Source organism: Bacillus sp. SKDU12 (assembly GCF_010093085.1).
Classification (GTDB): Bacteria; Bacillota; Bacilli; order Bacillales; family Bacillaceae; genus Bacillus; species Bacillus mexicanus.
The window spans coordinates 1-26,397 of record NZ_MSRC01000012.1; the positions used below are offsets into that span (position 1 = coordinate 1).

The following is a 26,397-nucleotide window of genomic DNA, read 5'->3' on the forward strand; positions in this document are numbered from 1 at the left end:
TAATATCATAATGTTTTATTAACATAAGGAGGTTAATTTGATGGAGTTTTTGTACATATTAGTTGAGAGTGTGATATGGATTTTAATTACTACCATACCATCAAAAAGAAACTTGAAATTTAGAAGAAACTTAAAAACTTTAAAAAAACATGCTTGGTTTCGCAATTTAATGAAAGATTACAGGCCCCTGTTTTTAATGAACTCAACTATCCAGAATAAAATTATTGAATATAACGAAAATATCGATTCTAAAACTTTTAAGATGGAGTTAGAACAACTAGCAAAAAACATATAAGTGTGAAAAGTATGTACACACTTAATTCTAAATTTCATCATACCCCTTCAAAATAGTTATATTTCACCTTAAATTGTCGATATATGTATTACTGTTATATTAAGATTATAAAGTTCCGCATAATTTTACGGAGTAAATTTTTAACTACGGAGATTAGAAAATGATTTTAAAAAAATATCACTGTGTAAAACAAATGGATGATAAAGATTGCGGTGCTGCGTGTTTAGCAACGATTCTAAAGCACTATGGATCAAAGATATCACTAGCGAAAATTCGAGATATCGCTGGTACAGATACACAAGGTACTAATGTTCTTGGTATAGTAAAAGCAGCAGAGGCCCTTGGGTTTTCTGCAAAAGGAGTTAAAGCTGATCAAACAGCTTTCGAACAACCGTTCTCACTTCCAGCTATTGCACATGTGGTTTTAAATGGTCAATTATTGCATTACATGGTCATACACAAAATAAAAAAAGATAAAATTATTATTGCTGATCCAGGAAAAGGTATAATCACCTATAGGAAAGATGAGTTTTTTAAGATTTGGACCGGAATTTTAATTTTTATGGTACCCAGTGATACTTATCAGCAACAAACAGACATTAGAAGTGTTAAAAAAGACATTTTAAATTTAATACTTCATCAAAAATCTTTAATTATACATACAGCATTAGCATCTTTTATTATTACGATCTTCGGTATTCTGAGCACTTTTTATTTTCAGAGCATCATTGATCAAATTTTGCCCAACGGTTTGAAGAACTCTTTACATATTATTTCTATTGGACTTATAATCATGTACCTATTTAAGGTTCTTTTAACAGCTTTTAGACAATATTTAATGATTCTATTAGGCCAAAAATTAAGTATATCCATTATGCTGGGTTACTTTAAGCATGTTCTTAAGCTGCCTATGAAATTCTTTAGCACTAGAAAAGATGGTGAAATTTTAGCTAGATTCAATGATGCAAATAAAGTTATTGATGCTATTGTCAGCGCATCTTTGTCTGCAGTGCTCGATACATTTATGTTAATCATGGTTGGGATCTTTTTATATATTCAAAATACTTCTTTGTTTATAGTAACATTAGCTTTAATCCCCTTTTATATTCTAACTGTTTGGGTTTTTATGAAGCCCTATGAGAGTATTAATGACAATGAAATGGAAAATAATGCTCAACTCACTTCAAAAATTGTTGAAACATTAAGTAGTATAGAAACAATAAAAGCTTACAATGCTGAATATATTATGTCATTTGAAACTGAAAAGCGATTTGTGAAATACTTGCAATCTTCTTTTAAACACAGTGTAATTGATAATCTTCAAAGTTCAATTAAGTTGTTTCTAGATTTAATAAGTGGTGCATTGATACTATGGATCGGCGCTTGGCAAGTCATAAAGGGAAATATGACAATTGGCCAGTTGATTACATATAACGCATTATTGGCATATTTTTTGAACCCTTTACAAAATATCATCTCACTTCAATCCAAACTTCAGTCAGCTTCGGTTGCTTCGAAGAGATTGGGAGAAATTTTAGATGAAGAACCTGAAATACAAACATCTGAAGCAAGGGTTACCGATCCAGCCTATATACAAGGCCCTATTGAAATAAACAATGTTGATTTTCGATACGGAACTCGAAAGCTCATCTTAAAAGATATTACACTGCATATTCAAAAAGGAGAAAAGGTTGCCTTTGTTGGAGAGAGCGGTTCAGGCAAGTCTACTTTGACTAAGCTTTTAATGAAATTTTATGCAGCTGAATCAGGTGAGGTTTTAATCAATGGATTTCATATAAATGATATCCATACCAACGCCTTAAGAGAAAGTATAAGTTATATCCCTCAAGAGTCTCACTTTATTCAAGGATCAATTCTTGAAAACCTTTTGCTTGGGAACTCAAGAAGTTTTACCTTTGAAGAGATTATAGAAGTATGCAAACAAACGAATGTACACAGTTTTATCAATGATTTACCAATGAGATACGATACTCTCGTAGAGGAAAACGGGTCGAATTTATCTGGAGGCCAGAAGCAAAGGCTCGCAATTGCCAGAGCATTATTAAGAAAACCTAACATTCTCATAATGGATGAATCAACAAGCAATCTCGATACGACTACTGAGCAGGGAATATCAAACATGATATACGATCAGACTGATGATGTAACTACGATTATAATTGCTCATCGTTTGAGTACAATTATGAATTGCGACAAAATATTTGTCATGGAAAATGGAGAAATCATAGAGTATGGGAACCACAATGATTTATTGAAGAAAAAAGGGAAGTACTATGAGTTGTGGGAGAACCAAATGCCATCGAGAGAGATGGTGACAATTTAGATGAAACGTAACTTTTTCAATTTACATGATTTGAAGGATAGCAGAGAATTCTACGAATCAAAACCCAAACCAATTGGTGTTTTCTTTACATATATACTGATAGCTTTACTTATTGCATGTATTGTTTTTAGTTTCTATGGAAAGAAAGAAATGATTCTAAAAACAACAGCTGACATCCAATATACCAAGCCTAACAGCAACGTAACAAATGAAGTAGCCGGCAAAGTAAAAACAGTTGCTTTTAAACAAGCTGATAAGGTGAAAAAAGGAGATACTCTGCTTACTCTAGATAGTGCTGAAATCCAAGCACAGAAAAAAATCGCTAAAGCTGCTATCAAAGATTTAAAAGAACAAGTTGAGTTAAACCAAACTCTTAAAAAGAGTATTGAGAAGAACAAAAACTTATTCAGCGAGGATGATCACTGGGGTTATCAAAATCAATATCTCTCTTACAAAAAACAAAGTGATTTGTTAGAGTCATCAGAAGAAAATGCAAAAACTCAACAGAATAAACTTAAGAAGCAGAAAAAAAATGTAAAAAATAATCTGGATAAGACAAAAAACAAAGTGAAACGAAAGCTTCAAAGAATTTCTGATCTGCAAGACTCCATTAAAAACAATAAATCCTTTGCCAAACAGGATGATAAGTACAGTTCTTACTATAATAGTTATCAAACTAACAAACAAAATGCAGAGCAGCAGCTTGATGATCTACAGAAGATGAAAGATGAGCTCGATAAAAACAGTTTCTCACAGCAGAAAGAGAACCTAAACGGACAGCTTGAAAGTTTAAAACAAGATATGCTAGTAAAACTAAGTGAAGAAAAAGATGAATTAAATCAATCACTTGATGAGATTAACAGTTCAATGAAAAGTGACGATTCTGACAGTGATTCCGATAACTCAGAGGAAACAAATTATAAGCTTTCAATTGAACAGCTTAAATCAAACTTGCTAAATCAAACATCTCAAAAGCAAACAGATCTTCAGACCACTCTTACATCCAAAGAAGATGATCTAAAGATGATAGATTTACAATTAGAAAAATATAAAATAAAAGCAACAAGTGACGGCTATGTTAATGTATTAGCAAATATATCTCCAGGTGACAATTTACAAGCAGGCACCGCCATTTTGACTATTATCCCTGATAAAGAGAAGCTTACAGCTAACATTTATATTCCGAGTCATGAGATCACAAATATAAATGAAAAAGATGAAGTAAAATTCCATATTGAAAATACAAATCAAACCGTTAAAGGTGTCATTACAAAAATAAGTCCAGACAGTATCAGTGATCAAAACGGACAAAAGTTTTATATTGCTGAAAGTACTTTAGAAAACAAAGAAATTGTTAAAGATAATGGAAAAAAAATATACTTAAAAAATGGAATGCAGACTAATGTATCAATTATCGTAGATTCGAAAAGATATATTGATTATTTTTTAGAAATATTACATCTGAATTAGTTTCCATTCAAGAAAATGTCCACATATGTCTCAAAAGCGGAGAGAATCTGCTTTGAGGCATTTATTTTTTATAAGGAAGGTATAGGTTGTATAGAATCATGCATCAAAACAAACTGCTATTTTTCATTTTTTCAATTTCTTCTATCATTCACTTGCTCTTCAATACGATTTTAGCCCCTACTTCAAGCTGGAAAGCTTGGTCGGTGAACATTGCTCTCATTCTTATAGCCCTTCTATTTTTAAAGCTCACTTTGAAAGAAAAGAAAGAAACTCAACAGACCAAGTGACGCAACGACACAGAGCCCGGACTGAGTATCCGGGCATATGTATATCCACTTCAAAACAAATTGAAGTACCGCTGGCTGATTTCGTTTACAGCAAGACCACCTTATACTTCTTCACATCTAAAAACTGCAAAAACTCTCTCGCCAGCACTTCCGGTGCATGCGCCTTTCCTTCATCCAGCCGATACAAAATCAGACCGATAATCATCGCCGATACATAATAGGCATAAAGCTTTTTCTCCGCAGGCATGTCAGTCTGCTGGTGCAGGTAAAACGATTCCAGTGTTTTGAGCATTTCAGGCACGACATGAGGAACCCCCCAATCCCGATTGAGCAAATGGACAATAGGCATATGGTCTAAAGCAGAAAGCAGGCTGGCGAGTGCCTCCTCCGCTTCGTCCAAAGAAAGCTCATTCGGACTGGAGGCAATCGTCAAGTGACCAATGATCTCCTCACACGATTGCTGAATCATGGTTTGCAGCAATTCCTCTTTGCTGGCATAGTGATCATAAAAGGTTGCGCGGCGGATATTGCTTTTGCGGGTAATATCAGAAATTGTAATGCCCGCATAATCTTTTTTCTCCGCCAATACGTCCAGCAAAGCCTTCTGAAGCGCCTCTCTCGTTCGAATCACACGCCTGTCGATTTGCCTGTCCTTCCGCCGCTCTCCTGACACAGCCTGTCCAAACAGCCAATAAAACCGCTTTTGAGAAACAAGCTCCCATACCTTTTGGCTGATGGCCTCCGGAGACGCGTCCGCATCTTCATTCAGCCAATACAGGATAATCGCGTACGTGTACAAAGCCCGGTAATGCCCGTAAATATCCCGTTCGATCGGCGTCAAATTCACATTCATCGGTGCCAGCAACACATCCTGCTGAAACACATCCTTAAAAAAACGATGGGCATTTTCTCTATTCATCATCGTGCCAAAGAAGGATCGATGCTCATGAACAAAGGACAGAGTCGGATGCACCGTTTGCCGTTTTTGATTTAAATGGAAGGTATCCATATGCTTAAAGGCGTCATAGAGCGCTTCGCCCAGCCCCTCCTTCATGTCTTCAATCACATCTTCAATGATGGAAAACTTGTCTTCATAATAAAGATAGAGCGTCCCGCGGCTCACTTTCGCCTTTTCAGCAATTTCCTTCATTGTGATGTGTTGAATATCTCTTTCTTCCAATAAGGCCAGCAGTGCCTCTTTCACATGAGCTTCAGCCGATTCCGGCATAAAAGACACCTCCAATCTTAGACAAATGTTCAATATATGTACGGTAACGTATAGATGGTTCACCGTTGTCTTTCTTACAGAAAAGGTACCACTTTATAATAGGTCTGAGAAAAGAAGAAAGCAAATGAGGGGGATTTACAATGGAACAGCAAGTAAAAAACGACATTCAGCGTGTCTTTCAGCTTCAGAAAAAACAGCAGAAAGCATTGCGTGCTTCAACAGCGGAACAGCGCATAGAAAAACTTCAACGCTTTTTAGATTCCGTCATCGCCCATGAAGAAGAAATCATCGAAGCGATCCGAAAAGACGTCCGCAAGCCCTATCACGAGGTCAAAAAAGCGGAAATCGAAGGAACAAAAAAAGCGATCAGAGATAATATGAACAACCTGAAACAATGGATGGCGCCCAAAGAAGTCGGATCTTCGTTAAGCCCTGACGCAAACGGAATTCTCATGTACGAGCCAAAAGGTGTAACACTTATCCTCGGCCCTTGGAACTATCCGTTTATGCTGACGATGGCGCCGCTTGCCGCGTCTCTCGCAGCCGGAAACAGCGCGATTGTGAAGCTTTCTGATTTTACGATGCACACAAGCAACATTGCCGTAAAAGTCATTCAAGATGCTTTTGATGAAAAAGAAGTCGCGATTTTTGAAGGAGAGGTTGAAGTGGCAACCGAGCTCTTGGATCAGCCGTTCGACCACATTTTCTTCACTGGAAGCACAAATGTCGGAAAAATCGTCATGACAGCGGCTGCCAAACACTTGGCATCGGTCACACTTGAGCTTGGCGGTAAGAGCCCAACGATCATTGACAGCGAATACGATCTCATGGACGCAGCGAAAAAGATCGCGGTCGGCAAATTCGTAAACGCCGGCCAAACCTGCATCGCACCTGATTATCTATTCATAAAAAAAGACGTGCAAGATAAGTTTGCGGGCATTTTACAAACAATCGTCAACGCAGGGTTCATGGAAGATGACCTTAACCCAGACCGCAGCAAATTTACGCAGATCGTCAATGACCGCAACTTTAACCGTGTCAAAGACCTGTATGATGACGCTATTGAAAAAGGGGCGGAAGTCGTTTTCGGAGGCGTATTTGATGCCAGCGACCGCACGATTTCGCCAACCGTTTTGAAAAACGTCACACCTGACATGAAAATCATGCAGGAGGAAATCTTTGCACCGATCCTGCCGATGATGAACTATGAAGACATCGACCAGGTCATCGATTACGTAAACGATCGTGATAAACCGCTTGCGCTTTATGTATTCAGCCACAACCAAGACTTGATCGACAACGTCCTTCAGCACACGACTTCAGGCAACGCAGCCATCAATGATGTTGTTGCTCATTTCAGTGACGTCAATCTGCCATTCGGCGGTGTCAACACAAGCGGAATCGGCTCCTATCATGGCGTATACGGATTTAAAGAGTTTTCTCATGAGAAAGGCGTATTGATTCAAGCTGTTAAATAACTATGTGAAGAGAATCTGCATGATCTTGCAGGTTCTCTTTTTTTATCACCCTATCAGCCTAAAGATAAAAAGGGAAAATAAAGAAATAAATAGTAATAAAATACTGTTTTTGCTACAAGACCAAATTCCTCTATTGAATTTCATTGAAACTGTACAGTCGCTAACGTATAATATTCCAGGAAACTTCAAAGGAGAGAATTTTATACATGGAAAAACCAGCTGGATTTTGGATTCGGGCAGCAGCCTATGTTATTGATATATTCATTATCGTTATATTCGGTTTCATTATGGCTCTAATCAATACCTTAATTGTACTGCCCCTCATTGACATAGCAGGCACACACATGACAGAAGCTCAATATGAATTTTCTGTGCTAGTAATTGGTACAATCCCTGTTATCGCAATCATATACCTTTTTATCATTCTTTACTTTAGTATACTGACATCCTCGAAAATGCAAGCAACACTGGGGAAGAAACTTATGGGTATCGTTGTTGTCAATCAGTATGGCGAACGCATTTCATTTTGGCACAGCTTCGGCCGATTCTTCGCTTACATATTATCAAGAATCTTGTTTATCGGTTTTATCATGGCGGCTTTCCCCTCAAAACTGGCATTACACGATTATATTTGCGGGACAAAAGTGATTTATAAAGATAAACATTTTGATTAATTTCCCCAAAAAAGGCTGCCGAGATCACCTCGCCAGCCTTTTTATTATTTACCAAAAGCCATCAGCTTCGTATAGCTTCCAATATAAAGCGTTCCGTCCTCAGCAAGCTGAGGAGATGACACGACATTGCTGTCGGTTTGATAGCTCCATAGCTCATTGCCGTTTGCGTCCGCCGCATAAACCTTCATATCATCAGATCCGAAATAAACCGTTCCGTTCGCATCAATCAGCGGCGCCGTTCTGACAGGTCCTTCTGTGTAGAATGACCAGTTCATATCCCCGTTTTTGCTGATGGAAAACAGCTCGCCGCTTCCTGAGCCAATATAGATGTTGCCGTTATGGTCGATCGCAGGCGATGAACTGGAGAACCCGTTGAGCGGGAATGTCCATTTTAAGCTTCCTGTTGACGTATACGCATACAGCTGTCCGTCTTGGTTTCCGGCATAAATGCTTCCATCCTTGTCAATCACCGGATATCCTTTAAACGCATTTGATGTCGTTCTGGACCATTTCACTTGCCCGGTCCCGGAGTTGAGCGCATAAAATACGTTATTGTATGTGCCGACATACACGGTGCCGTTTGAGGCAAGCACCGGAGCAGAGCTGACAACGCCATTCGTTTTGAATTTCCAGCGCTCTGTCCAGGTTGATCTAGACGTAGGTTTGATCGCATGAATATAATTATCAAGTGTGGAGAAATACAACGTGCCGTCTGAACCGATCACTGTTTCAGAGCTTGGCCCGCCGCTTAACGGAACCGTGGTTAAAATCTCGCCCGTTTCCTTGTCGATAAAGTAAATCTTTTTATCATAGGATGCCAGATAGATAACACCGTTGGTTCCAAGTACAGGAGATTGCGTGAACGTTTTTCCAAGGTTTCCTGTCTCCCATTTGACTGAGCCGTCAGGATGAAAAGCTTTCAGTTCTCCGTCTCTGGAATGAAGATACACCGTACCATCCCCATCAACTACAGCCCCCGCTCCATTTTGCGGAGTCGTTCTGATATTATTTTGCCATTTCAGCGTCCCGTCTGTATGTCCCGCGAATCGGCTCTCCCGTGACCAGTTAAACATGGCAGGCGCCATCGCTTGTACATCATACCTTCCCTTTAAAAAGCCGGATGCTCCATTATTTTGAGAAAACACCGTTTCCGCCGCATAAGCAGCTGTTGGCTGAAGCACCTTGGCAGCGGGAAGATCAGAAACAGCACCGGCTGAAACAGCAGCCGCCACCGCAGCTCCCGCAATCAAAGCTTTCATACGAAATGACTTAACCATAATTATGACCCCCATTTTATGTATTTCCTAATATGTGACCATCATAGCATATTCATCCATTTTATAATTCTATTTCACGAAAACATCACAAACTAGAAAACTATGTAAGGCTGTTCGCGGACGTTTTTTCGGCACCTGAACGAAACGCAGCCACAAACCAAATGACATTAACAGCAGCCGCAGCAAGACTAACACCAATCACGAAGATCACCTCAGAAAGCAGATGGTCACTAAAGAAACTAAACATTAAGATAAATCCGGCAGTAGACAAGTGAATCAGCAGTCCAAACCCGCAAAGTACTGCCATGACATACCTCATCGCTTCTACTCCAAGCATATAAATGATAAAAGGAATAAAATATAATACAAGAATCATACCGATAGCTGACCACATGCCGGCTGAATTAAACTGATTGGCCGCCCCTCCCGATCCGGCCAGCGGCGAAAGTGAAGCCGCAGCGATCATAGCGCAAAATAGAAACGCAGAAATGATTGTCATAATCGCCACGCTGTTTTTTCTAGACATCAAACTCCTCCTTCAAATAGAAATATCAACCTTTTTATTATAAAGAAGACGGGTGGGAAATTCATTATATTTTTACAAAATTCAAAAATATACATGCGAACAATATGGTTATTACTAGTCTATTCATATAGTAAAAACAAAGGATAAAAGACTCATTTTTCAGGAATATAAGGGTTTTATCACCATATCATATTGCACATACTTTTTTTTCAAAGTATACTATTCCAGATTAATTCAAAGGAGAGAGAAAAATACATGGCAAAACCAGCAGGATTTTGGATTCGTTTTTTAGCTTATTTTATTGATGGCATTATTGTATCTATTCCTAATTATATTATTCTATTTATTATCAATACTATGCTTGTAGCTGGATCTAAGGCAGCAAACCCTTACATGACGCAAGATGAGTATTTCGTGAAATACATGACGCATGCATTCTTGCCTACCATGCTGATCACGCTCGTCATCAGTGTATTATATTATGGTCTGCTCACAGCTTCTAAAATGCAGGGCACACTCGGCAAGAAAATTCTTGGCCTAAAAGTGGTCAATGAACAAGGCGGACGGGTTTCAGTCGGACAGGCAATCGGCCGTTACTTTGCATACATCTTATCTGGAATCATCTTTTATATTGGCTTTATCATGATCGCTTTTGGAGAGAAAAAAGGCCTGCATGACATCATTTGCAAAACACGTGTTGTGTATAAATAATAGAAAAAGTCTAGACGCCCATAGCCGTCTAGACTTTTGTTTTCTTTACTATAGGCTGCCACGACAGATATGTAGCGCTTCTCCACAGCCACTCAAGCGGCCCCATTCTAAGTGACATTTGAAGGCACAAATAGCAATCGGCACACCGGCAGCAGGGTACACTTTCTCCTACAATCCCAAGCCATAATGATAGAAAATCCACTAATCAATGTCAAAAAGGCTAAGATCCTTCTGAATGGGGTAAAGGTACAAAAACAGCGTTCAGGAGGGATTCTTCATGGCAAACGATGATGCAGTCACACATACAGAACAGCTAGAACAGCAGAACCCGGGCATGAACACGAGACTCAAGCTGAAAAAACTCAAAGATCAAGTGATCGTCATTACCGGTGCTTCAAGCGGAATCGGACTTGTCACCGCGAGAATGGCGGCTGAAAAAGGCGCAAAGGTTGTGGCAGCTGCGCGAAATGAAGACGCGCTGAAGGAGCTTACTGATGATCTAAAGAAAAAAGGGCATGATGCCGTATGGGTGAAAGCAGATGTCGGAAAAGAAGAGGATGTCAACCGCATCGCAGAAACCGCGATTAGAACATTCGGCCGCTTTGACACATGGGTCAACAATGCAGGCGTCTCGATTTTCGGACACGCTATGGACGTCACCGTGGAAGACATGAAGCGCATGTTCAACACAAACTTCTGGGGACCTGTATACGGGACAAGAGCAGCCGTTAAACACTATACAGGCAGAGGTGAACCGGGCGCACTCATTAATGTAGGAAGCCTGTTCGGAGATAGGGGAACTGTCATTCAATCCACATACGCCTCAGCCAAATTTGCGCTTCACGGCTGGACAGAAAGCATCCGAATGGAGCTTGAAAAAGAACAGGCACCCGTCTCGGTTACACTCATCCATCCGGGGAGAATTGATACGCCTTATAACGAGCATGCGCACAGCTATCTCGACAAACAGCCAGCTCATAACCGCTCCATGATTTATCCGCCGGAAGCGGTTGCCGAAGCCATCCTGTTTGCTGCCGAACATCCGAAACGCGACATGTACATCGGCTCGCAGGCAAAAGCGATCGCCATGCTGGGCGCACTTTTCCCCCGACTGACCGACAGATTGATGGAAAAAATCATGTACCGCAGCCAGCATGCCAAAAGACCATCCAAAGCCCAGGAAGAAAGCGCGCTTTATGAAGCGGGCTACGGCTTGCATGACAGGGGCACAAATAAAGGATGGCTGCGGGCAAAAAGCCATTACATGAAAGCTACAAAGCGCCCGATCGTATCCGCGGCTGTTGTCGCCGGACTGGTAGCTTTGGCTGCCGTCAAACGAAGCAGATAATCGCTAAAAACCCATGCTGTTCACGAACACATGGGTTTTTATAAATCGATAAAGGCTTTGTTCATACGCTGCAAAAGCTCGCTGAACATCTCTTTTTCCTTTGCTGACCACACTTTCAGCATCTGTTCATAACGTTCAAGACGCTTTTGCTTATCCGCTTTTAATGTTTGTTTGCCGAGCTTTGTAATGGTAAACAGGCTGACTCTGCCATCAGAAGGGTCTGAGAAACGATGGATGAGCTCCTTTGCCTCCAGTGCTGCCGCTTGTCTTGAGAGAGTAGAAATATCAAGCTTAAACGAATCGGCCAACTCCTTTACGCGGGCAGGCCCAAATTCATCTAATTGCCTTAACAGTAAATAGGATGATCTCTCCAAATTTCCCGTTCTTTTCTCTGATTGATCCAGATACACAGCTCTCCTGATAAAGGTCGTCAGCTCATATTCAATACGTTCCACTGAATTCTGTTTTTCCACTCGCTCTCGCTCCCCGTTCCAATCTCCAACATTGACACCATCACATATACTTGTATAATACAAATGTATATGGACTTATTAAATAATTTTTTTATGACTCATTTCATTTTATACTTGTATAGTACAATCATATAGTCAGAAAGTAAAGTGATTCCTCAGAACTCTCGTCAAAGCATGTCACCAGAAAGGGGGAAGCTGTTCAATATTGAAAGAGCAGCACTTGATGTGAAAATCATACGCATTATTTTGCAAATATTGATTTTATATGTATTTTTTATGATCGGGGACGCTATTCAGCGCCTGTTTCATTTACCGGTGTCAGGAAGCATAGTCGGATTGGTGTTGCTCCTGGTCTGTTTAGGTATCCGAATTGTTCCCGTCTCTCTGATTGAAGATGGAGCAGGATTTTTATTGTCCTTTCTTCCATTATTGTTCATTCCGGCCATGACAGGAGTAATGAAATACCCGTCACTTCTATCATTAAATGGTTTGATGCTGCTGATTACAGTCGTTCTAAGCACCATCGTCACGATCAGTGCGGCTGGATTCGCCAGCCAGCTATTAGAGAAAAAAGCAAAAAAACGTGAGGAGAAAGAGAAATGCAGCAAGCATGTATCGCAATGATTATCATTCTTTTAACAGTTGCCGCTTATGTAGCAATGGTCAAACTCTATAAACGATTCCCGCTTCCATTCCTTATCCCGGTTTTAACAACGACCATATTGATTGTCGCGGTTTTGGTCATATTCCATGTTACGTATGAGGCGTATATGATCGGAGGAAAATGGATCAATTCCTTGCTTGGACCGGCTGTTGTAGCGCTGGCCTATCCGCTTTATAAACAATGGCATATTATTGTTAAACATTGTGTGCCTATCATTGGCGGCGTGCTGGTTGGACTATGCATGGGAATGATCAGCGGGCTGATCTTTGCGGAAGCGCTGGGGATTGATCATGATCTCTTAATATCCATTCTGCCGAAATCGATCACCACCCCTGTCGCCATTCAGATTGCCGCCGGTCTTGGGGGTGTTCCTTCCATGACAGTTATATTCGTCATGATCGCCGGCTTTTCAGGCGTCATCCTCGGACCGCTTATCCTAAAATGGCTTCGCATACGCAGTTCACTTGGCCAAGGCATCGCATTAGGAAGCGCCTCCCACGCATTAGGAACCTCAAAAGCATTCGAATACGGGGAACTGGCCGTATCCATGAGTTCCGTATCCATGACGCTTTGTGCAGTGCTTGGCTCCTTCTTTGGCCCGATCGTCGTCTGGCTGTTTCATATATAATTAAGAAAGACTGCCCCGGAGGAGGGCAGTCTTTTTTAGGGATTGAATTGGGTTTTTGTCTGTTTATTTTCGTTCTCCGATATCTCTTAAATATTGTTCACGCTCTTTTTTATCGGGATATGCGGTTTTGATGTACTCCTCTTTTTCTTTCTTGCTGTATTCGCTCCAGTCTGTAAAACGGTCTCCTACTTCTTTTGAATAGCCAATAGAATCTACTTCATTCGAGTTATAATATAAAGAGGCATCAAATGAGAATGTCTCTGGTTCATTATTGATGTAACCAGTAACTTCAATCATCCCCAATGGACTTATTGTTATCTTTTCATTAAACTTAATATCCTCAATAAAGTGATGAATATCCTCTTTTTTCAATTTTCCCTTTATTTTCGGTTTCATCTTTTCAGCATACTCTTCAGCTTTTTCTTGTTCGCTTTTTTCTTTATGAGCAGCGTCTGGCGTTTTTACTATTCCATAAATAAAACCAGCCATCACGATGAACAAAACAATCACAAAAGCTAGTAATTTGATTGGCATTTGTTTTTTCATATTTTTATTTTATTTCACCTATATCTTTTAAATACTGTTCTCTTTCTTCTTTTGATAAACTATTTAAAAAGTCTTCTTTAACCTCTTTATCAAAATCATCCCAGTTCTCAAATCTATCACCTAAGTCTTTTGAAAAACTCATGCCATCAACCTTGTTTGAGTTATAAATTAAATCCGCAGAAAAATGAAACTTTTCTGGATCCCCGTTTACATAGCCATCTAAAATGATTCTCCCCATCGGATTGATTTGTATATCTTTTTCAAAGGTGATTGTTTTTATAAACTGGTGAATGTCTTGCTTCCTTAATACTTCTTCTATTTTTAACTTCATTTTTTCTGCATATACTTCGGCATTCTTATTATTATCTTCAGTTGTATCTTTTTCATCACAGAAATATAGTGCAGCCGCAATTGCAATGAATACAATCGCCCCTGATAATACTATTTTCTTTATGGTTATCATTGGAATTTCACCCTTTTTATTATACAACATATGTATGAAGAATAGGATGACATAATTGACTATCGATCAACTTCTTATGGTGATATTAAAAACGAACATATTGGTGAAATTGTTTATATAGACAAAGAAAAGAGCTTAATGCCCTTCAGACACTTTGTCTGTTTATTTTCGTTCTCCTATGTCTCTTAAATATTGTTCACGCTCTTTTTTATCAGGGTATGCGGTTTTGATGTATGCTTCTTTTTCTTTCTTGCTGTATTCGCTCCAGTCTGTAAAACGATTACCTACATCCTCAGGGTAACTCATCCCGTCCACTTTATTAGATTCATAAATTAAATCCGCTGAGAAATAAAACTTATCTGGATTGTCATTTATATAGCCATTTACTATTATTCTACCCATCGGGTTTATTTCAACTTTATCCTCGAAAGTAATTGTTTTAATAAAGTTGTGAATATCTTCTTCCTTAAGATGTTCTTTAATTTTTGGCTTCATTTTCTCAACGTATGCTTCAGCTTTTTCTTGTTCACTTTTTACTTTATGAACAGCGTCTGGCGTTTTTACTATTCCATAAATGAAGCCAGCCATCACGATGAACAAAACGCTCACAAAAGCTAGTAATTTGATTGGCATTTGTTTTTTCATATTTTTATTTTATTTCACCTATGTCTTTTAAATACTGTTCACGCTCTTTTTTATCAGGGTATGCGGTTTTGATGTATTTGTCTTTTACCTCTTTGCTGTACTCGCTCCAATCTCTAAAACGATCTGAAACATCTTGGGAATAGCTTATTCCATCTACTTTTTTGGACTCGTATATTAAATCTGCGGAAAAATCAAATTTCTCTGGATTGTCATTTATATAACCATTCACTACAATCCTTCCCATCGAATTTATATTAACTTTATCTTCAAAAGTGACAGACTTTATAAAATGATGAATATCCTCTTTTCTTAGCTCTTCTTCTATTTTCGGCTTCATTTTCTCAACGTATGCTTCAGCTTTTTCTTGTTCACTCTTTTCTTTATTATTCATATTTTTTTTACCTCCGGTGACCTCCGATTTTTGCGGTTTATTCATTTGATGATTCATATAAAAAACACATGTTAGTGAGGCTAATAAAACCGCTGCAATTAGTATTTTTTGGGATTTATCATGGTATTTCATCCTTTTTATTTTATTATACTAGATAGATAAAGTTTAGGAGAATAGCGAGATCACTATAAGAAAAAATTCTGCGCCAAATTGAAATCCCCATCTGGCAGCAGCAAGCCAGATGGGGATTTCATAAGGAGAGAAAGAGATATGGATTTTATGAATAAAAAACCAACAGACGCAGACCGTTTTTTGCAAAGAGTGACAAATCAGCATTCAAATACTTCACTAATTTCAAATGCCCATCTGGATACATCTCACATGACACCGGAACAATTGGCGGCGTACAAAGAGAAGAAAAGACAAGAACAAAAATTGGCGCTGATGAATTCAATCAAAAAGCAACTAAGCTATGCTTTTCAGGAAGACCGCAAGACCCTGTCTTCCATCCAAAACCACATCACAGATGCCGAGCGGGCGGTTAAGTCAAAGCGGGAAATGCTGACCATCATATGTCAGGAAAGGCAATAGACAGTGTCACTGATAAAATGAAAGATCATCTTTCATTTGAAAAAGTTCATTCCAACGTGTTGAGCTTGGTGAATTCCATCGGAATATAGAAAAAAGCAGACCCGCATCAGTCTGCTTTTTCTTTTACGATTTAAAAAACTCAATCAACGGCTGAAAATCCTTTGATACATCGATGTCATTCGGCTCTGCTTGGAGCAGGCGGTCAATCATGCGCTCTAGTTCCTTCACATCATTTTGATCTGTGTATTCAATGAAGTTCAAGCTTTCGAGCCAATCCCGGTACGAATGTTTCGCTTTACCGTAGCTATTTCCAAAGACGAGACAAGGTGTTTTCGTGATAATCGAGAAAATCATCGCGTGAAGGCGGTCGGTGATCACTAATTTACTCGAACCGATGCGGTCGAGCATCTCCATAAAATGCTTTTCACGATCGGCGTAATCGATGGTATCGACCGTATCCAGCACCGTATCTGTACGCTCCGTATAGGTTGTTTGTTCTGCCCATTTCTTCATTTGTGAAATAAACGCTTCGTCAGTCACCTTCTCTTTATCCGCTCTTAAAATAAAGAGAACACCGTCCCGCTCAAGCTCTCGCGGCACAATATCCAAAGAAAGCACCATGTCCGGTGTAAAGATCACATCGGAGTTGAAGGTCTCTTTCACCACATCCAGTGTTTGCGTCTCGCGCGCAGCAATCGTTAAACGTGGATTTTGGTGGTACGCATCCTGTGTTTTTTTCTTTTCTTTATTCCCTTCCTCTGTATCTTCAAAATAAACAGATTGCGGCAGAGAAATTGATTTGTAGTCTTTAAATGCCGAGAAGACTTTTCTTCTGTCTTCCTCAATATCGAGATAAAGGTTTCCTAAGTTCCCTCCGCCTGTAAAGCAGACAATATCGTCTTCCCGAATGATCTCCTTCACAAGCTCAATACCCTCATCCGTCGCATAATCCATAATCTCAATGTATTCATAATACGGAAAGTGATTTTTGATAAATTTCTCTTCCGCATACGCAATCGCTTGGTCTCCAATGTTTGTGTAACTCGGAGAACCAAACAAAAATACTTTTCGTTTATCATTTAACAAGGCTTCTGGTTCAACATTTGGCGCAATGCCTTTTACGAGTTTTTTGCCTTTGATTTCTTGTACAGTCATGTTGTTGTCCTCCTTCTGGGATAAATGTCTTATCGTGTGGTTAACTGTCTCTACCCAAAAAGGAGGATGACTATGCATAGGCATGTGCGCCGGCTAGACCAAAAACATCGTTTTCGCCAATTTGATGGATGCGGCAATGTCCCGAGCCGTTCTTTCCATATATTCTGCGGCATGTTCAAACGCGTCCTCTAGGGGCACGGTGCCGGGAACGCTACTGAAAAGCGCATCAATTCCGTGCTGATAGACAGCATCACTGTCTCTCGATATTGACCCCGCAATGCCAATGACAGGCACATCGTATGATTTAGCCGCTTTGGCCACACCGATCGGCGTTTTTCCATAGATGGTTTGGCTGTCAATTCGTCCCTCACCGGTCAACACAAGATCGGCATCCTGCACTTCATTTTCAAAATCAACCGCTTCAAGGACAATATCAATTCCTCTTTTCAAATCAGCATGAAGAAATGTCAGCAGACTCCATCCAAGACCGCCCGCTGCGCCGGCGCCCTCTGTTTCTCTGAAAGTTGTTCCGAGCACTTCTTCTGCCACATCCGCGAAATGGGTCAAGTGCTGATCCAAGGCATTAACCATGTCGTCTGTCGCACCTTTTTGCGGCCCGAAAACAGCCGAAGCACCTCTTGGCCCTGTTAATGGATTATCCACGTCACAGGCGACCTCCAATTTGACATTTTGCAATCTGGAATCAAGTCCGCTTACATCGATGGATGCAAGCTGAAATAACGCGCCGCCCCCAGGGCCGATCTCACGGCCTGAGTCATCAAGAAGCCTTACACCCAGCGCTTGAATCATCCCGGCTCCTCCGTCATTTGTGGCACTTCCGCCGATTCCGATGATCAACCGCTTGGCGCCCGCATCAAGAGCCGCCGCGATTAATTCTCCCGTTCCCCTTGTTGTCGTGAGGAGCGGATTACGCTTTTCAACAGGCACGAGATGCAGCCCTGAGGCGGCAGCCATTTCAATCACGGCTGTTTCTTCATCTCCCATCATGCCAAAAAAAGCTTTTACCGATTCTCCCAGCGGCCCTGTGACAACCTTCTCTTTGATTGATCCGTTTGTAGCATCAATCAGAGACTGAACGGTTCCCTCACCGCCATCCGCCATCGGCAACTTTCTGTAATCAGCATTCGGAAAAACTGATTTGAATCCTCTTTCTATCGCGTCGGCAGCCTCTAGAGCTGATAAGCTCTCCTTAAAAGAATCAGGTGCAATGATGATTTTCATCCAGATCGCCTCTTTCAAAACATGATTTTCTTATGTTATCTATCTCAAATGTACCACATCTAGTTTGGAAATAATTCCATATTATTTTGAAAAATTTTATAAAAAATTAGAAATGAAAGTGTTTGCATTCATGGAATATTAGCGTTATCATACTTGTATACAAGTATACTTCTTAAGTGAGGAAGGTGAATGTATGCTAGATTCCAAGGATCTGTTGTATCCCGCCAAGTGGCTCTCAAAAGCGTCAACCGGTATTCGAATCGCATACGAATTGAGGATGCGTATCGTCTCAAATATAATTGAAAGCGGTACCATTTTATCAGAAAATACGATCGCTACCGATTTTTCAGTAAGCCGTTCGCCGGTTCGCGAAGCGTTAAAAATACTCGCCTCCGAAAAAATCATTCGCCTAGAACGAATGGGAGCGGTTGTGGTTGGGTTAACTGAAAAGGAAATTGCGGAAATTTATGATGTGCGTTTATTATTAGAAACCTTTGTCTTTGAACAGCTTGTCAAAATCGATATTGAACCTTTAATTAAAGATCTCAGCAAAATACTTGAAATGATGAAAGTCTCCATTAAATATGAGGACCCTGACGAATTTTCATTTCAAGACGTACTGTTCCATGAAACGATTATCTGCGCCATTGATCATTCATACATTCAGATGATCTGGAACAATCTAAAACCCGTCATGGAAAGCCTTATTCTGTTGTCCATGCGGGTGCGCTTAAAAGAAAAACACGATGACTTCTCAAGGATTATAGAGAACCATGAGATTTATCTTCAAGCCATTAAAGATAAGGACAGAGCGCTGATGATTCAGTCTCTTCACCAAAATTTTGACGACGTACAAGAAAAGGTAGAAGACCTGTGGCTCTCACAACAAATGCTGGCAAAAGGAGCTGAAAGCAACAATGACTAGGTATATGCTGGGAATCGACATCGGCACGACGAGCACAAAAGCTGTGTTATTCAGTGAAAACGGAGACGTGATACAAAAGGAAAGTATCGGCTATCCGCTTTATACGCCGGATATCTCAACAGCTGAACAAAATCCGGAGGAGATTTTTCAGGCAGTGATCCACTCAACAGTGAGAATTACGAAACAGCATCCGGAAAAACAAATCTCATTCATTTCGTTCAGCAGCGCCATGCACAGCGTAATCGCAATCGATGAAAATGACAAGCCGCTGACGCCTTGCATTACATGGGCCGATAACCGGAGCGAAGCCTGGGCGCATAAGATCAAAGATGAATGGAACGGCCATGAAGTGTACCGACGGACAGGAACGCCGATCCACCCGATGTCGCCGTTAAGTAAAATTACTTGGATCACGAATGAACGAAAAGACATTGCTTCCAAAGCAAAAAAATATATCGGCATCAAAGAGTACATTTTTAAACAGTTATTCAATGAGTATGTCATCGATTATTCTTTGGCTTCAGCGACAGGCATGATGAATCTGAAAAACTTAGATTGGGACGAAGAGGCACTGCGCATTGCAGGCATCACGCCGGATCACTTGTCCAAGCTCGTGCCGACAACCCAAGTCTTTCAGAACTGCAGCCCAGAATTATCGATACAGATGGGCATTGATCCGGAAACACCTTTTGTCATCGGCGCCAGCGACGGCGTCCTGTCCAACCTCGGCGTCAACGCCATTAAAAAGGGTGAGATCGCCGTCACCATCGGGACGAGCGGCGCCATCCGCACCATTATTGACAAGCCGCAAACCGATGAAAAGGGACGGATTTTCTGCTACGCCTTGACGGACAAGCATTGGGTCATCGGCGGACCGGTTAACAATGGAGGCATCGTCTTTCGCTGGATCAAAGACGAATTTGCCTCTTCTGAAATTGAAACAGCGACACGGCTGGGCATTGACCCATATGACGTGCTGACGAAAATCGCACAACGTGTCAGACCCGGTTCTGACGGCCTGCTGTTCCACCCGTACCTCGCCGGAGAACGCGCTCCGCTGTGGAATCCGGATGTACGAGGCTCATTTTTCGGCCTGACGATGTCACATAAGAAAGAGCATATGATACGCGCGGCATTGGAGGGCGTCATTTACAACCTGTACACGGTGTTCCTGGCGTTAACAGAATGCATGGACAGCCCGGTAACCCGCATCCAGGCGACAGGGGGATTTGCAAGGTCGGAGGTTTGGCGCCAAATGATGTCAGATATCTTCGAATCAGAGGTTGTCGTGCCGGAAAGCTACGAAAGCTCCTGTCTCGGCGCCTGCATTTTAGGCCTGTATGCGACAGGAAAAATTGATTCCTTCGATGCCGTGTCCGACATGATCGGCAGTACACACAGGCATACGCCAATCGAAGACTCAGCCAAGGAATACAGAACATTAGTGCCGATTTTCATCAACCTGGCAAGATCATTAGAAAAGCAATACACACAAATTGCAGATTATCAGAGGGGCTTAATCTCACACAACTAGTACACGACATGAAGGGGAGGGCATTATTATGCCATTAATCATTGTTGCACTTGGGATCTTAGCTTTACTGCTTTTGATTATGGGATTAAAATTAAACACATTTGTTTCCTTACTGGTTGTATCGTTCGGCGTGGCATTGTCACTGGGGATGCCGTTCGATAAAGTTGTCAGCTCCATTGAGGAAGGAATAGGGGGAACTCTTGGCCATATCGCGCTTATCTTCGGACTCGGTGCGATGCTGGGCAAGCTGATCGCGGATTCAGGAGGCGCACAGCGCATTGCGATGACGCTCGTCAAAAAATTCGGCGAAAAAAATATTCAATGGGCTGTTGTCATTGCTTCATTCATTATCGGTATTGCGTTATTTTTCGAAGTAGGATTAGTTCTATTAATTCCGATTGTATTTGCGATTTCAAGAGAATTGAAGATTTCTATTTTATATCTTGGAATTCCGATGGTCGGAGCGCTGTCCGTCACGCACGGTTTCCTGCCGCCGCACCCGGGGCCTACAGCGATTGCCGGTGAGTACGGCGCAAACATCGGAGAAGTCCTGCTGTACGGCGTTATTGTTGCTGTTCCGACAGTGCTCATCGCAGGACCTTTATTCACAAAGCTCGCAAAAAAACTCGTCCCTGCGTCATTTTCGAAAAACGGTGATATTACATCACTCGGCACGCAAAAAACGTTCAAGCTTGAGGACACTCCCGGCTTCGGAATCAGTGTCTTTACTGCAATGCTTCCGATTATCATTATGTCGGTCGCGACGATTATCGACTTGCTTCAAGAGACAATCGGATTTGCGGATAACGGCATTTTAGCTTTTATCCGATTGATTGGAAACGCATCGACTGCTATGATTATTTCGTTATTGGTCGCAGTCTATACAATGGGCATCAAACGCAATATTCCAGTTAAAACTGTGATGGACTCTTGTTCGACAGCCATTTCACAAATCGGCATGATGCTACTGATCATCGGGGGAGGCGGCGCTTTCAAACAAGTGCTGATCAACGGCGGTGTCGGCGATTACGTGGCAGACTTATTCCAAAGCACGGCGTTATCGCCAATCGTTCTGGCATGGCTCATCGCGGCAATCCTGCGTATTTCTCTAGGATCAGCCACCGTTGCCGCGCTAAGCACAACAGGACTAGTCATTCCGTTATTGGGGCATTCTGACGTTAACCTGGCATTAGTTGTACTCGCAACTGGCGCCGGAAGTGTCATCGCTTCACACGTCAACGACGCCGGCTTCTGGATGTTCAAAGAATACTTCGGATTAAGCATGAAAGAAACATTTGCCACATGGACGTTGCTGGAAACGATTATTTCCGTTGCTGGACTGGGATTCATATTATTGTTAAGTTTAGTTGTATGAAATTGATGAAGGAGCTGTAACACATGTTCAATACAATTGGTGTCATAGGCTTAGGCGTAATGGGAAGAAATATCGCCTTAAACATGGCAAACAAAGGTGAAAACGTCGCAGTCTATAATTACACCAGAGATTTAACGGACCAGCTGATCCAAAAGCTGGATGGACAATCTCTCAGCCCGTACTACGAGCTTCAAGATTTTGTTCAATCGTTAGAGAAACCAAGAAAAATCTTTTTGATGGTCACAGCGGGAAAACCCGTAGATTCCGTCATCCAATCATTAATGCCTTTGCTTGAAGAAGGCGACGTCATCATGGACGGAGGCAACTCCCACTATGAAGACACCGAAAGAAGATATGACGAGCTGAAGGAAAAAGGCATCGGCTACCTGGGAGTCGGCATTTCCGGCGGTGAAGTCGGCGCATTAACGGGGCCTTCCATCATGCCGGGCGGAGATCGCGACGTCTATGACAAAGCCGCTCCTATCCTGACGAAAATATCAGCTCAAGTCGGAGAAGATCCGTGCTGTGTCTACATCGGTCCAAAAGGGGCAGGGCACTTTACAAAAATGGTGCACAACGGCATTGAGTATGCCGACATGCAGCTGATTGCAGAAGCCTATACATTTCTCAGAGAAACGCTGCGTCTGCCGCTTGATGAAATCGCATCTATTTTTGAAACATGGAATCAAGGTGAGCTGAAAAGCTATTTAATAGAGATTACAGCTGAGATTTTACGCAAAAAAGACGAAAAAACAGGACAGCCTCTGATTGATGTCATCCTTGATAAAACCGGCCAAAAAGGCACTGGAAAATGGACGAGCATGCAGGCGATTGATAACGGCATCCCGTCCACAATCATCACGGAGTCTTTGTTTGCACGCTACCTGTCATCCTTAAAAGAAGAACGTATGGCAGCCCAAGACGTGTTAACAGGCCCAGAAGCCGAAGAAAAACACTTTGATAAAGACACGTGGATTGAATATGTCAGACAGGCTCTTTACATGGGAAAAGTATGTGCCTACGCTCAAGGCTTCGCCCAATACAAAATGTCATCTGAGCTTTACGGCTGGAATCTGCCGCTTAAAGACATCGCCTTGATTTTCCGAGGCGGCTGCATCATCCGCGCAGATTTCCTAAACGTGATCAGCGAAGCATTCAGCGAGCAGCCAAACCTGTCAAACCTGATGAACGCACCTTATTTCTCAGATAAGCTTCAAGCATATCAAACAGGCATGCGCAAAGTCGTTTGCGAGAGCATCAGCACAGGGATCTCCTCCCCATGCCTAACCACTGCGCTCTCTTATTACGATGGCTATCGCACAGGACGTTCTAATGCAAACCTCCTGCAAGCGCAGCGCGATTACTTCGGCGCCCATACGTACGAACGGACAGATATGGACGGCATTTTCCATACGAATTGGTCTGAATAACAGCCATAAAAAAACACGGTCAGTTTCAACTGAACCGTGTTTTTTCATCTTACTTCTTCTTTCGTCTCAAAAAGAGAAACAGCAATAACATAATCACCCAAACAACAGGAGACATAAGTAATGTTTTAAATATCATAAACAGTGATACAATAATAGCTAGAAACAGCCCCCAAGAAAATAACGTAAAAGTTGACATGCTTGTTGCTCCGTTCTATTTTTACCTTTTATATCGGTTTATTGAATGAGAACTGAAGGTATACGTTCAAATCGTATCTTTCTGCCCCTTGCTCATGAGGTCATGAAATGTTCAAATGCCTAAAACGGACTGATATTCTGATTCACAATAGTCCGAGAAAACCTTATCTAATTGAGAAACAGCCTATATTTACATTCTCATCTGCTTGAAATGATATGCCAAAACTCTTCCTATCATACCTTAAATAAGATGAAAAAAAGTAAGTGAATAATGGGTTTTGGCTTGACAAAAAATATATATTAATTAATAATTGATATATAATTAGAATTATTATTGAAAGCGATTCTGCTTTCAAATACATTTTAGGAGGAATATACATTATGTCTTTAATCGGTAAAGAAGTACTTCCATTCGAAGCAACAGCATTCAAAAACGGTGAATTCATCGATGTAACAAACGAAGATTTGAAAGGCCAATGGAGCGTATTCTGCTTCTACCCAGCAGATTTCTCTTTCGTATGCCCAACTGAACTTGAAGATCTTCAAGAGCAATATGCAACTCTTAAAGAATTAGGTGTGGAAGTATACTCTGTTTCTACAGATACTCACTTCGTACACAAAGGCTGGCATGACAGCTCTGAAAAAATCGGCAAAATCACTTACGCAATGATCGGTGATCCATCTCAAACGATCTCTCGCAACTTCGACGTTCTTGACGAAGAATCTGGTCTTGCTGACCGCGGAACTTTCATCATCGATCCAGATGGCGTTATCCAAACTGTTGAAATCAATGCAGGCGGTATCGGCCGTGACGCAAGCAACCTGATCAGCAAAGTAAAAGCAGCACAATACGTACGTCAAAACCCAGGCGAAGTTTGCCCGGCTAAATGGGAAGAAGGCGGCGAAACTCTTACACCTAGCCTTGATCTAGTAGGTAAAATCTAAGGAGTGCATTCCATTGGTACTTGATGCAAATATCAAAGCACAATTAAATCAATACATGCAGCTAATTGAGAATGACATTGTTCTCAAAGTGAGCGCAGGCGAAGATGACGTTTCTAAGGATATGCTGGCTCTCGTTGATGAACTGGCTTCCATGTCATCTAAAATCTCAGTTGAAAAAGCTGAATTAAACAGAACACCAAGCTTTAGTGTCAATCGTGTCGGAGAAGATACTGGCGTTACATTCGCCGGTATCCCTCTTGGCCACGAATTCACATCATTAGTCTTGGCGCTGCTCCAAGTGAGCGGCAGACCGCCTAAGGTAGACCAAAAAGTCATTGACCAGGTGAAGAAGATCAGTGGTGAATACCACTTTGAATCTTATATCAGCCTGACATGCCACAACTGTCCTGATGTTGTACAAGCTTTAAACATGATGAGCGTGCTGAACCCGAACATTACACACACAATGATCGACGGTGCGGCATTCAAATCAGAAGTTGAAAGCAAAAATATCATGGCAGTGCCGACGGTTTACCTGAATGGCGAATCCTTCGGAAGCGGCCGTATGACGCTTGAAGAAATTCTTGCCAAAATGGGCAGCGGCTCAGACGCATCTGAGTTTGCTGACAAAGAGCCGTTTGACGTTCTTGTTGTCGGAGGCGGACCTGCTGGTGCAAGTGCAGCAATCTACACTGCGCGTAAAGGCATCCGCACTGGTGTTGTCGCTGAACGCTTCGGCGGACAGGTACTCGACACAATGAGCATCGAAAACTTCATCAGCGTCAAAGCGACGGAAGGACCGAAGCTTGCTGCAAGTCTTGAAGAGCACGTGAAGGAATATGATATTGATGTCATGAACCTTCAACGCGCCAAACGCCTTGAGAAGAAAGACTTGTTTGAGCTTGAACTTGAAAATGGCGCTGTCCTGAAAAGTAAAACAGTGATCCTCTCAACAGGTGCCCGCTGGCGCAATGTCAACGTACCTGGTGAACAAGAGTTCAAAAACAAAGGTGTCGCATACTGCCCGCACTGTGATGGACCATTGTTTGAAGGCAAAGACGTAGCCGTTATCGGCGGCGGAAACTCTGGAATCGAAGCAGCGATTGACCTTGCAGGTATCGTCAATCACGTGACTGTGCTAGAGTTCGCACCGGAACTGAAAGCAGACGAAGTTCTGCAAAAACGTCTCTACAGCCTGCCAAACGTCACTGTGCACAAAAATGCACAAACAAAAGAAATCACAGGCGATCAAAGCGTAAACGGCATCACGTTCGTTGACCGCGAAACAGGCGAAGAAAAACACGTTGAACTTCAAGGTGTCTTCGTCCAAATCGGTCTCGTGCCAAACACAGAATGGTTAGACGAAACTGTCGAACGCAACCGCATCGGCGAAATCGTAGTCGATAAAAGCGGCGCGACAAGCGTCCCAGGCCTATTCGCTGCAGGGGACTGCACAGATGGCCCGTACAACCAAATCATTATTTCCATGGGATCAGGTGCAACTGCCGCTCTCGGCGCGTTTGATTACCTAATCCGTAACTAATACAAGAAAGCCGC

The 26,397-nt window shown here is 41.7% G+C and carries 26 protein-coding genes and 1 pseudogene; 16 read left to right on the top strand and 11 right to left on the bottom strand.

Annotated elements, in window-relative coordinates; translation table 11 throughout:
- Positions 1–40: 40 nt before the first annotated feature.
- The 3 genes from BTW01_RS11785 (at position 41) to BTW01_RS11795 (ending at position 4,109) form a co-directional block, all read left to right on the top strand.
- Entirely contained in the window at positions 41–295 is a 255-nt protein-coding gene (locus BTW01_RS11785; RefSeq protein ID WP_014481435.1) for a hypothetical protein, read from the top strand.
- Between the two features lie 160 nt (positions 296–455).
- Complete coding sequence (locus BTW01_RS11790) at positions 456–2,639, top strand: peptidase domain-containing ABC transporter (RefSeq protein ID WP_162103170.1); 2,184 nt, start codon at positions 456–458, stop codon at positions 2,637–2,639.
- The gene (locus BTW01_RS11795) at positions 2,640–4,109 is read left to right on the top strand and encodes an HlyD family efflux transporter periplasmic adaptor subunit (RefSeq protein WP_162103171.1); all 1,470 of its coding nucleotides are present in this window, start codon (positions 2,640–2,642) and stop codon (positions 4,107–4,109) included.
- A 372-nt stretch (positions 4,110–4,481) separates the two neighbouring features.
- Here BTW01_RS11795 and BTW01_RS11800 read toward each other — a convergent pair whose 3' ends face one another.
- Complete coding sequence (locus tag BTW01_RS11800) at positions 4,482–5,624, bottom strand: TetR/AcrR family transcriptional regulator (protein ID WP_162103172.1); 1,143 nt, start codon at positions 5,622–5,624, stop codon at positions 4,482–4,484.
- Between the two features lie 140 nt (positions 5,625–5,764).
- Between BTW01_RS11800 and BTW01_RS11805 the strand changes: the two genes are divergently transcribed.
- The gene (locus tag BTW01_RS11805; RefSeq protein WP_162103173.1) at positions 5,765–7,102 is read left to right on the top strand and encodes an aldehyde dehydrogenase family protein; all 1,338 of its coding nucleotides are present in this window, start codon (positions 5,765–5,767) and stop codon (positions 7,100–7,102) included.
- Between the two features lie 206 nt (positions 7,103–7,308).
- Positions 7,309–7,776: an RDD family protein gene (locus BTW01_RS11810; protein ID WP_162103174.1), complete on the top strand. Its 468-nt coding sequence runs from the start codon at positions 7,309–7,311 to the stop codon at positions 7,774–7,776.
- Between the two features lie 44 nt (positions 7,777–7,820).
- Here the strand turns inward: BTW01_RS11810 and BTW01_RS11815 are convergent, their stop codons facing one another.
- Both BTW01_RS11815 and BTW01_RS11820 read right to left on the bottom strand, forming a co-directional pair.
- Positions 7,821–9,053 (bottom strand): PQQ-binding-like beta-propeller repeat protein, encoded by a 1,233-nt coding sequence (locus tag BTW01_RS11815; protein WP_162103175.1) that lies wholly within the window; start codon positions 9,051–9,053, stop codon positions 7,821–7,823.
- A 100-nt stretch (positions 9,054–9,153) separates the two neighbouring features.
- Positions 9,154–9,579, bottom strand: a complete 426-nt coding sequence (locus BTW01_RS11820; protein WP_162103176.1) for a DUF5391 family protein — start codon at positions 9,577–9,579, stop codon at positions 9,154–9,156.
- A 255-nt stretch (positions 9,580–9,834) separates the two neighbouring features.
- On the opposite strand from BTW01_RS11820, the gene BTW01_RS11825 reads away from it, so the two are divergent.
- Positions 9,835–10,290, top strand: a complete 456-nt coding sequence (locus BTW01_RS11825) for an RDD family protein (protein ID WP_162103177.1) — start codon at positions 9,835–9,837, stop codon at positions 10,288–10,290.
- A gap of 28 nt (positions 10,291–10,318) precedes the next feature.
- Here the strand turns inward: BTW01_RS11825 and BTW01_RS11830 are convergent.
- A pseudogene (locus BTW01_RS11830) lies at positions 10,319–10,491 on the bottom strand (DUF418 domain-containing protein); the annotation flags it as partial.
- Between the two features lie 76 nt (positions 10,492–10,567).
- Between BTW01_RS11830 and BTW01_RS11835 the strand changes: the two are divergent.
- The gene (locus BTW01_RS11835; RefSeq protein WP_162103178.1) at positions 10,568–11,638 is read left to right on the top strand and encodes an SDR family oxidoreductase; all 1,071 of its coding nucleotides are present in this window, start codon (positions 10,568–10,570) and stop codon (positions 11,636–11,638) included.
- 38 nt (positions 11,639–11,676) lie between these two features.
- Here BTW01_RS11835 and BTW01_RS11840 read toward each other — a convergent pair whose 3' ends face one another.
- Positions 11,677–12,111: a MarR family winged helix-turn-helix transcriptional regulator gene (locus BTW01_RS11840; RefSeq protein WP_162103179.1), complete on the bottom strand. Its 435-nt coding sequence runs from the start codon at positions 12,109–12,111 to the stop codon at positions 11,677–11,679.
- A gap of 225 nt (positions 12,112–12,336) precedes the next feature.
- Between BTW01_RS11840 and BTW01_RS11845 the strand changes: the two genes are divergently transcribed.
- On the top strand, positions 12,337–12,735 hold the full coding sequence (locus BTW01_RS11845) for a CidA/LrgA family holin-like protein (RefSeq protein WP_162103180.1): 399 nt from the start codon (positions 12,337–12,339) through the stop codon (positions 12,733–12,735).
- Positions 12,711–13,403 carry an LrgB family protein gene (locus BTW01_RS11850; protein WP_162103181.1) on the top strand — a complete coding sequence of 231 codons (693 nt, stop codon included), beginning with the start codon at positions 12,711–12,713 and terminating at the stop codon, positions 13,401–13,403. The genes BTW01_RS11845 and BTW01_RS11850 overlap by 25 nt, the downstream gene beginning before the upstream one ends.
- A 63-nt stretch (positions 13,404–13,466) precedes the next feature.
- Here BTW01_RS11850 and BTW01_RS11855 read toward each other — a convergent pair whose 3' ends face one another.
- The 4 genes from BTW01_RS11855 to BTW01_RS11870 form a co-directional block, all read right to left on the bottom strand.
- Complete coding sequence (locus BTW01_RS11855) at positions 13,467–13,949, bottom strand: DUF1433 domain-containing protein (RefSeq protein WP_238391417.1); 483 nt, start codon at positions 13,947–13,949, stop codon at positions 13,467–13,469.
- A gap of 4 nt (positions 13,950–13,953) precedes the next feature.
- On the bottom strand, positions 13,954–14,412 hold the full coding sequence (locus tag BTW01_RS11860; protein WP_162103182.1) for a DUF1433 domain-containing protein: 459 nt from the start codon (positions 14,410–14,412) through the stop codon (positions 13,954–13,956).
- 162 nt (positions 14,413–14,574) lie between these two features.
- On the bottom strand, positions 14,575–15,057 hold the full coding sequence (locus BTW01_RS11865) for a DUF1433 domain-containing protein (RefSeq protein WP_238391418.1): 483 nt from the start codon (positions 15,055–15,057) through the stop codon (positions 14,575–14,577).
- Positions 15,058–15,061: 4 nt separating this feature from the next.
- Complete coding sequence (locus BTW01_RS11870) at positions 15,062–15,493, bottom strand: DUF1433 domain-containing protein (protein WP_419724068.1); 432 nt, start codon at positions 15,491–15,493, stop codon at positions 15,062–15,064.
- A 225-nt stretch (positions 15,494–15,718) separates the two neighbouring features.
- On the opposite strand from BTW01_RS11870, the gene BTW01_RS11875 reads away from it, so the two are divergent.
- The gene (locus BTW01_RS11875) at positions 15,719–16,039 is read left to right on the top strand and encodes a hypothetical protein (protein WP_238391420.1); all 321 of its coding nucleotides are present in this window, start codon (positions 15,719–15,721) and stop codon (positions 16,037–16,039) included.
- Between the two features lie 123 nt (positions 16,040–16,162).
- Here BTW01_RS11875 and BTW01_RS11880 read toward each other — a convergent pair whose 3' ends face one another.
- Positions 16,163–17,194, bottom strand: coding sequence for a polysaccharide pyruvyl transferase family protein (locus BTW01_RS11880; protein ID WP_162103184.1), 1,032 nt, complete (start codon positions 17,192–17,194; stop codon positions 16,163–16,165).
- Between the two features lie 93 nt (positions 17,195–17,287).
- On the bottom strand, positions 17,288–18,436 hold the full coding sequence (locus BTW01_RS11885; RefSeq protein WP_162103185.1) for a glycerate kinase: 1,149 nt from the start codon (positions 18,434–18,436) through the stop codon (positions 17,288–17,290).
- A gap of 193 nt (positions 18,437–18,629) precedes the next feature.
- On the opposite strand from BTW01_RS11885, the gene BTW01_RS11890 reads away from it, so the two are divergent.
- The 6 genes from BTW01_RS11890 to ahpF all read left to right on the top strand — a co-directional run bounded on the left by BTW01_RS11890 (position 18,630) and on the right by ahpF (position 26,383).
- Complete coding sequence (locus BTW01_RS11890; protein WP_162103186.1) at positions 18,630–19,361, top strand: GntR family transcriptional regulator; 732 nt, start codon at positions 18,630–18,632, stop codon at positions 19,359–19,361.
- Positions 19,354–20,895 carry a gluconokinase gene (gntK, locus tag BTW01_RS11895; protein WP_162103187.1) on the top strand — a complete coding sequence of 514 codons (1,542 nt, stop codon included), beginning with the start codon at positions 19,354–19,356 and terminating at the stop codon, positions 20,893–20,895. Before BTW01_RS11890 ends, gntK begins: the two co-directional genes overlap by 8 nt.
- Positions 20,896–20,923: 28 nt before the next feature.
- Positions 20,924–22,270 (top strand): gluconate permease GntP, encoded by a 1,347-nt coding sequence (gene gntP / locus BTW01_RS11900; RefSeq protein WP_162103188.1) that lies wholly within the window; start codon positions 20,924–20,926, stop codon positions 22,268–22,270.
- A gap of 23 nt (positions 22,271–22,293) precedes the next feature.
- Positions 22,294–23,700 (top strand): decarboxylating NADP(+)-dependent phosphogluconate dehydrogenase, encoded by a 1,407-nt coding sequence (gene gnd, locus BTW01_RS11905; RefSeq protein WP_162103189.1) that lies wholly within the window; start codon positions 22,294–22,296, stop codon positions 23,698–23,700.
- A gap of 576 nt (positions 23,701–24,276) precedes the next feature.
- Positions 24,277–24,840: an alkyl hydroperoxide reductase subunit C gene (ahpC, locus tag BTW01_RS11910; RefSeq protein ID WP_162103190.1), complete on the top strand. Its 564-nt coding sequence runs from the start codon at positions 24,277–24,279 to the stop codon at positions 24,838–24,840.
- A 13-nt stretch (positions 24,841–24,853) separates the two neighbouring features.
- Positions 24,854–26,383 carry an alkyl hydroperoxide reductase subunit F gene (ahpF, locus tag BTW01_RS11915; RefSeq protein ID WP_162103191.1) on the top strand — a complete coding sequence of 510 codons (1,530 nt, stop codon included), beginning with the start codon at positions 24,854–24,856 and terminating at the stop codon, positions 26,381–26,383.
- Positions 26,384–26,397 lie beyond the last annotated feature (14 nt).

Excerpts from the sequence above, each read along its gene's own strand:
- BTW01_RS11785 (WP_014481435.1), top strand. The coding sequence starts at position 41 with ATGGAGTTTTTGTACATATTAGTTGAGAGTGTGATATGGATTTTAATT.
- BTW01_RS11790 (WP_162103170.1), top strand. The coding sequence starts at position 456 with ATGATTTTAAAAAAATATCACTGTGTAAAACAAATGGATGATAAAGAT.
- BTW01_RS11795 (WP_162103171.1), top strand. The coding sequence starts at position 2,640 with ATGAAACGTAACTTTTTCAATTTACATGATTTGAAGGATAGCAGAGAA.
- BTW01_RS11800 (WP_162103172.1), bottom strand. The coding sequence starts at position 5,624 with ATGCCGGAATCGGCTGAAGCTCATGTGAAAGAGGCACTGCTGGCCTTA.
- BTW01_RS11805 (WP_162103173.1), top strand. The coding sequence starts at position 5,765 with ATGGAACAGCAAGTAAAAAACGACATTCAGCGTGTCTTTCAGCTTCAG.
- BTW01_RS11810 (WP_162103174.1), top strand. The coding sequence starts at position 7,309 with ATGGAAAAACCAGCTGGATTTTGGATTCGGGCAGCAGCCTATGTTATT.
- BTW01_RS11815 (WP_162103175.1), bottom strand. The coding sequence starts at position 9,053 with ATGGTTAAGTCATTTCGTATGAAAGCTTTGATTGCGGGAGCTGCGGTG.
- BTW01_RS11820 (WP_162103176.1), bottom strand. The coding sequence starts at position 9,579 with ATGTCTAGAAAAAACAGCGTGGCGATTATGACAATCATTTCTGCGTTT.
- BTW01_RS11825 (WP_162103177.1), top strand. The coding sequence starts at position 9,835 with ATGGCAAAACCAGCAGGATTTTGGATTCGTTTTTTAGCTTATTTTATT.
- BTW01_RS11835 (WP_162103178.1), top strand. The coding sequence starts at position 10,568 with ATGGCAAACGATGATGCAGTCACACATACAGAACAGCTAGAACAGCAG.
- BTW01_RS11850 (WP_162103181.1), top strand. The coding sequence starts at position 12,711 with ATGCAGCAAGCATGTATCGCAATGATTATCATTCTTTTAACAGTTGCC.
- BTW01_RS11855 (WP_238391417.1), bottom strand. The coding sequence starts at position 13,949 with ATGAAAAAACAAATGCCAATCAAATTACTAGCTTTTGTGATTGTTTTG.
- BTW01_RS11860 (WP_162103182.1), bottom strand. The coding sequence starts at position 14,412 with ATGATAACCATAAAGAAAATAGTATTATCAGGGGCGATTGTATTCATT.
- BTW01_RS11865 (WP_238391418.1), bottom strand. The coding sequence starts at position 15,057 with ATGAAAAAACAAATGCCAATCAAATTACTAGCTTTTGTGAGCGTTTTG.
- BTW01_RS11870 (WP_419724068.1), bottom strand. The coding sequence starts at position 15,493 with ATGAATAAACCGCAAAAATCGGAGGTCACCGGAGGTAAAAAAAATATG.
- BTW01_RS11875 (WP_238391420.1), top strand. The coding sequence starts at position 15,719 with ATGGATTTTATGAATAAAAAACCAACAGACGCAGACCGTTTTTTGCAA.
- BTW01_RS11880 (WP_162103184.1), bottom strand. The coding sequence starts at position 17,194 with ATGACTGTACAAGAAATCAAAGGCAAAAAACTCGTAAAAGGCATTGCG.
- BTW01_RS11885 (WP_162103185.1), bottom strand. The coding sequence starts at position 18,436 with ATGAAAATCATCATTGCACCTGATTCTTTTAAGGAGAGCTTATCAGCT.
- BTW01_RS11890 (WP_162103186.1), top strand. The coding sequence starts at position 18,630 with ATGCTAGATTCCAAGGATCTGTTGTATCCCGCCAAGTGGCTCTCAAAA.
- gntK (WP_162103187.1), top strand. The coding sequence starts at position 19,354 with ATGACTAGGTATATGCTGGGAATCGACATCGGCACGACGAGCACAAAA.
- gntP (WP_162103188.1), top strand. The coding sequence starts at position 20,924 with ATGCCATTAATCATTGTTGCACTTGGGATCTTAGCTTTACTGCTTTTG.
- gnd (WP_162103189.1), top strand. The coding sequence starts at position 22,294 with ATGTTCAATACAATTGGTGTCATAGGCTTAGGCGTAATGGGAAGAAAT.
- ahpC (WP_162103190.1), top strand. The coding sequence starts at position 24,277 with ATGTCTTTAATCGGTAAAGAAGTACTTCCATTCGAAGCAACAGCATTC.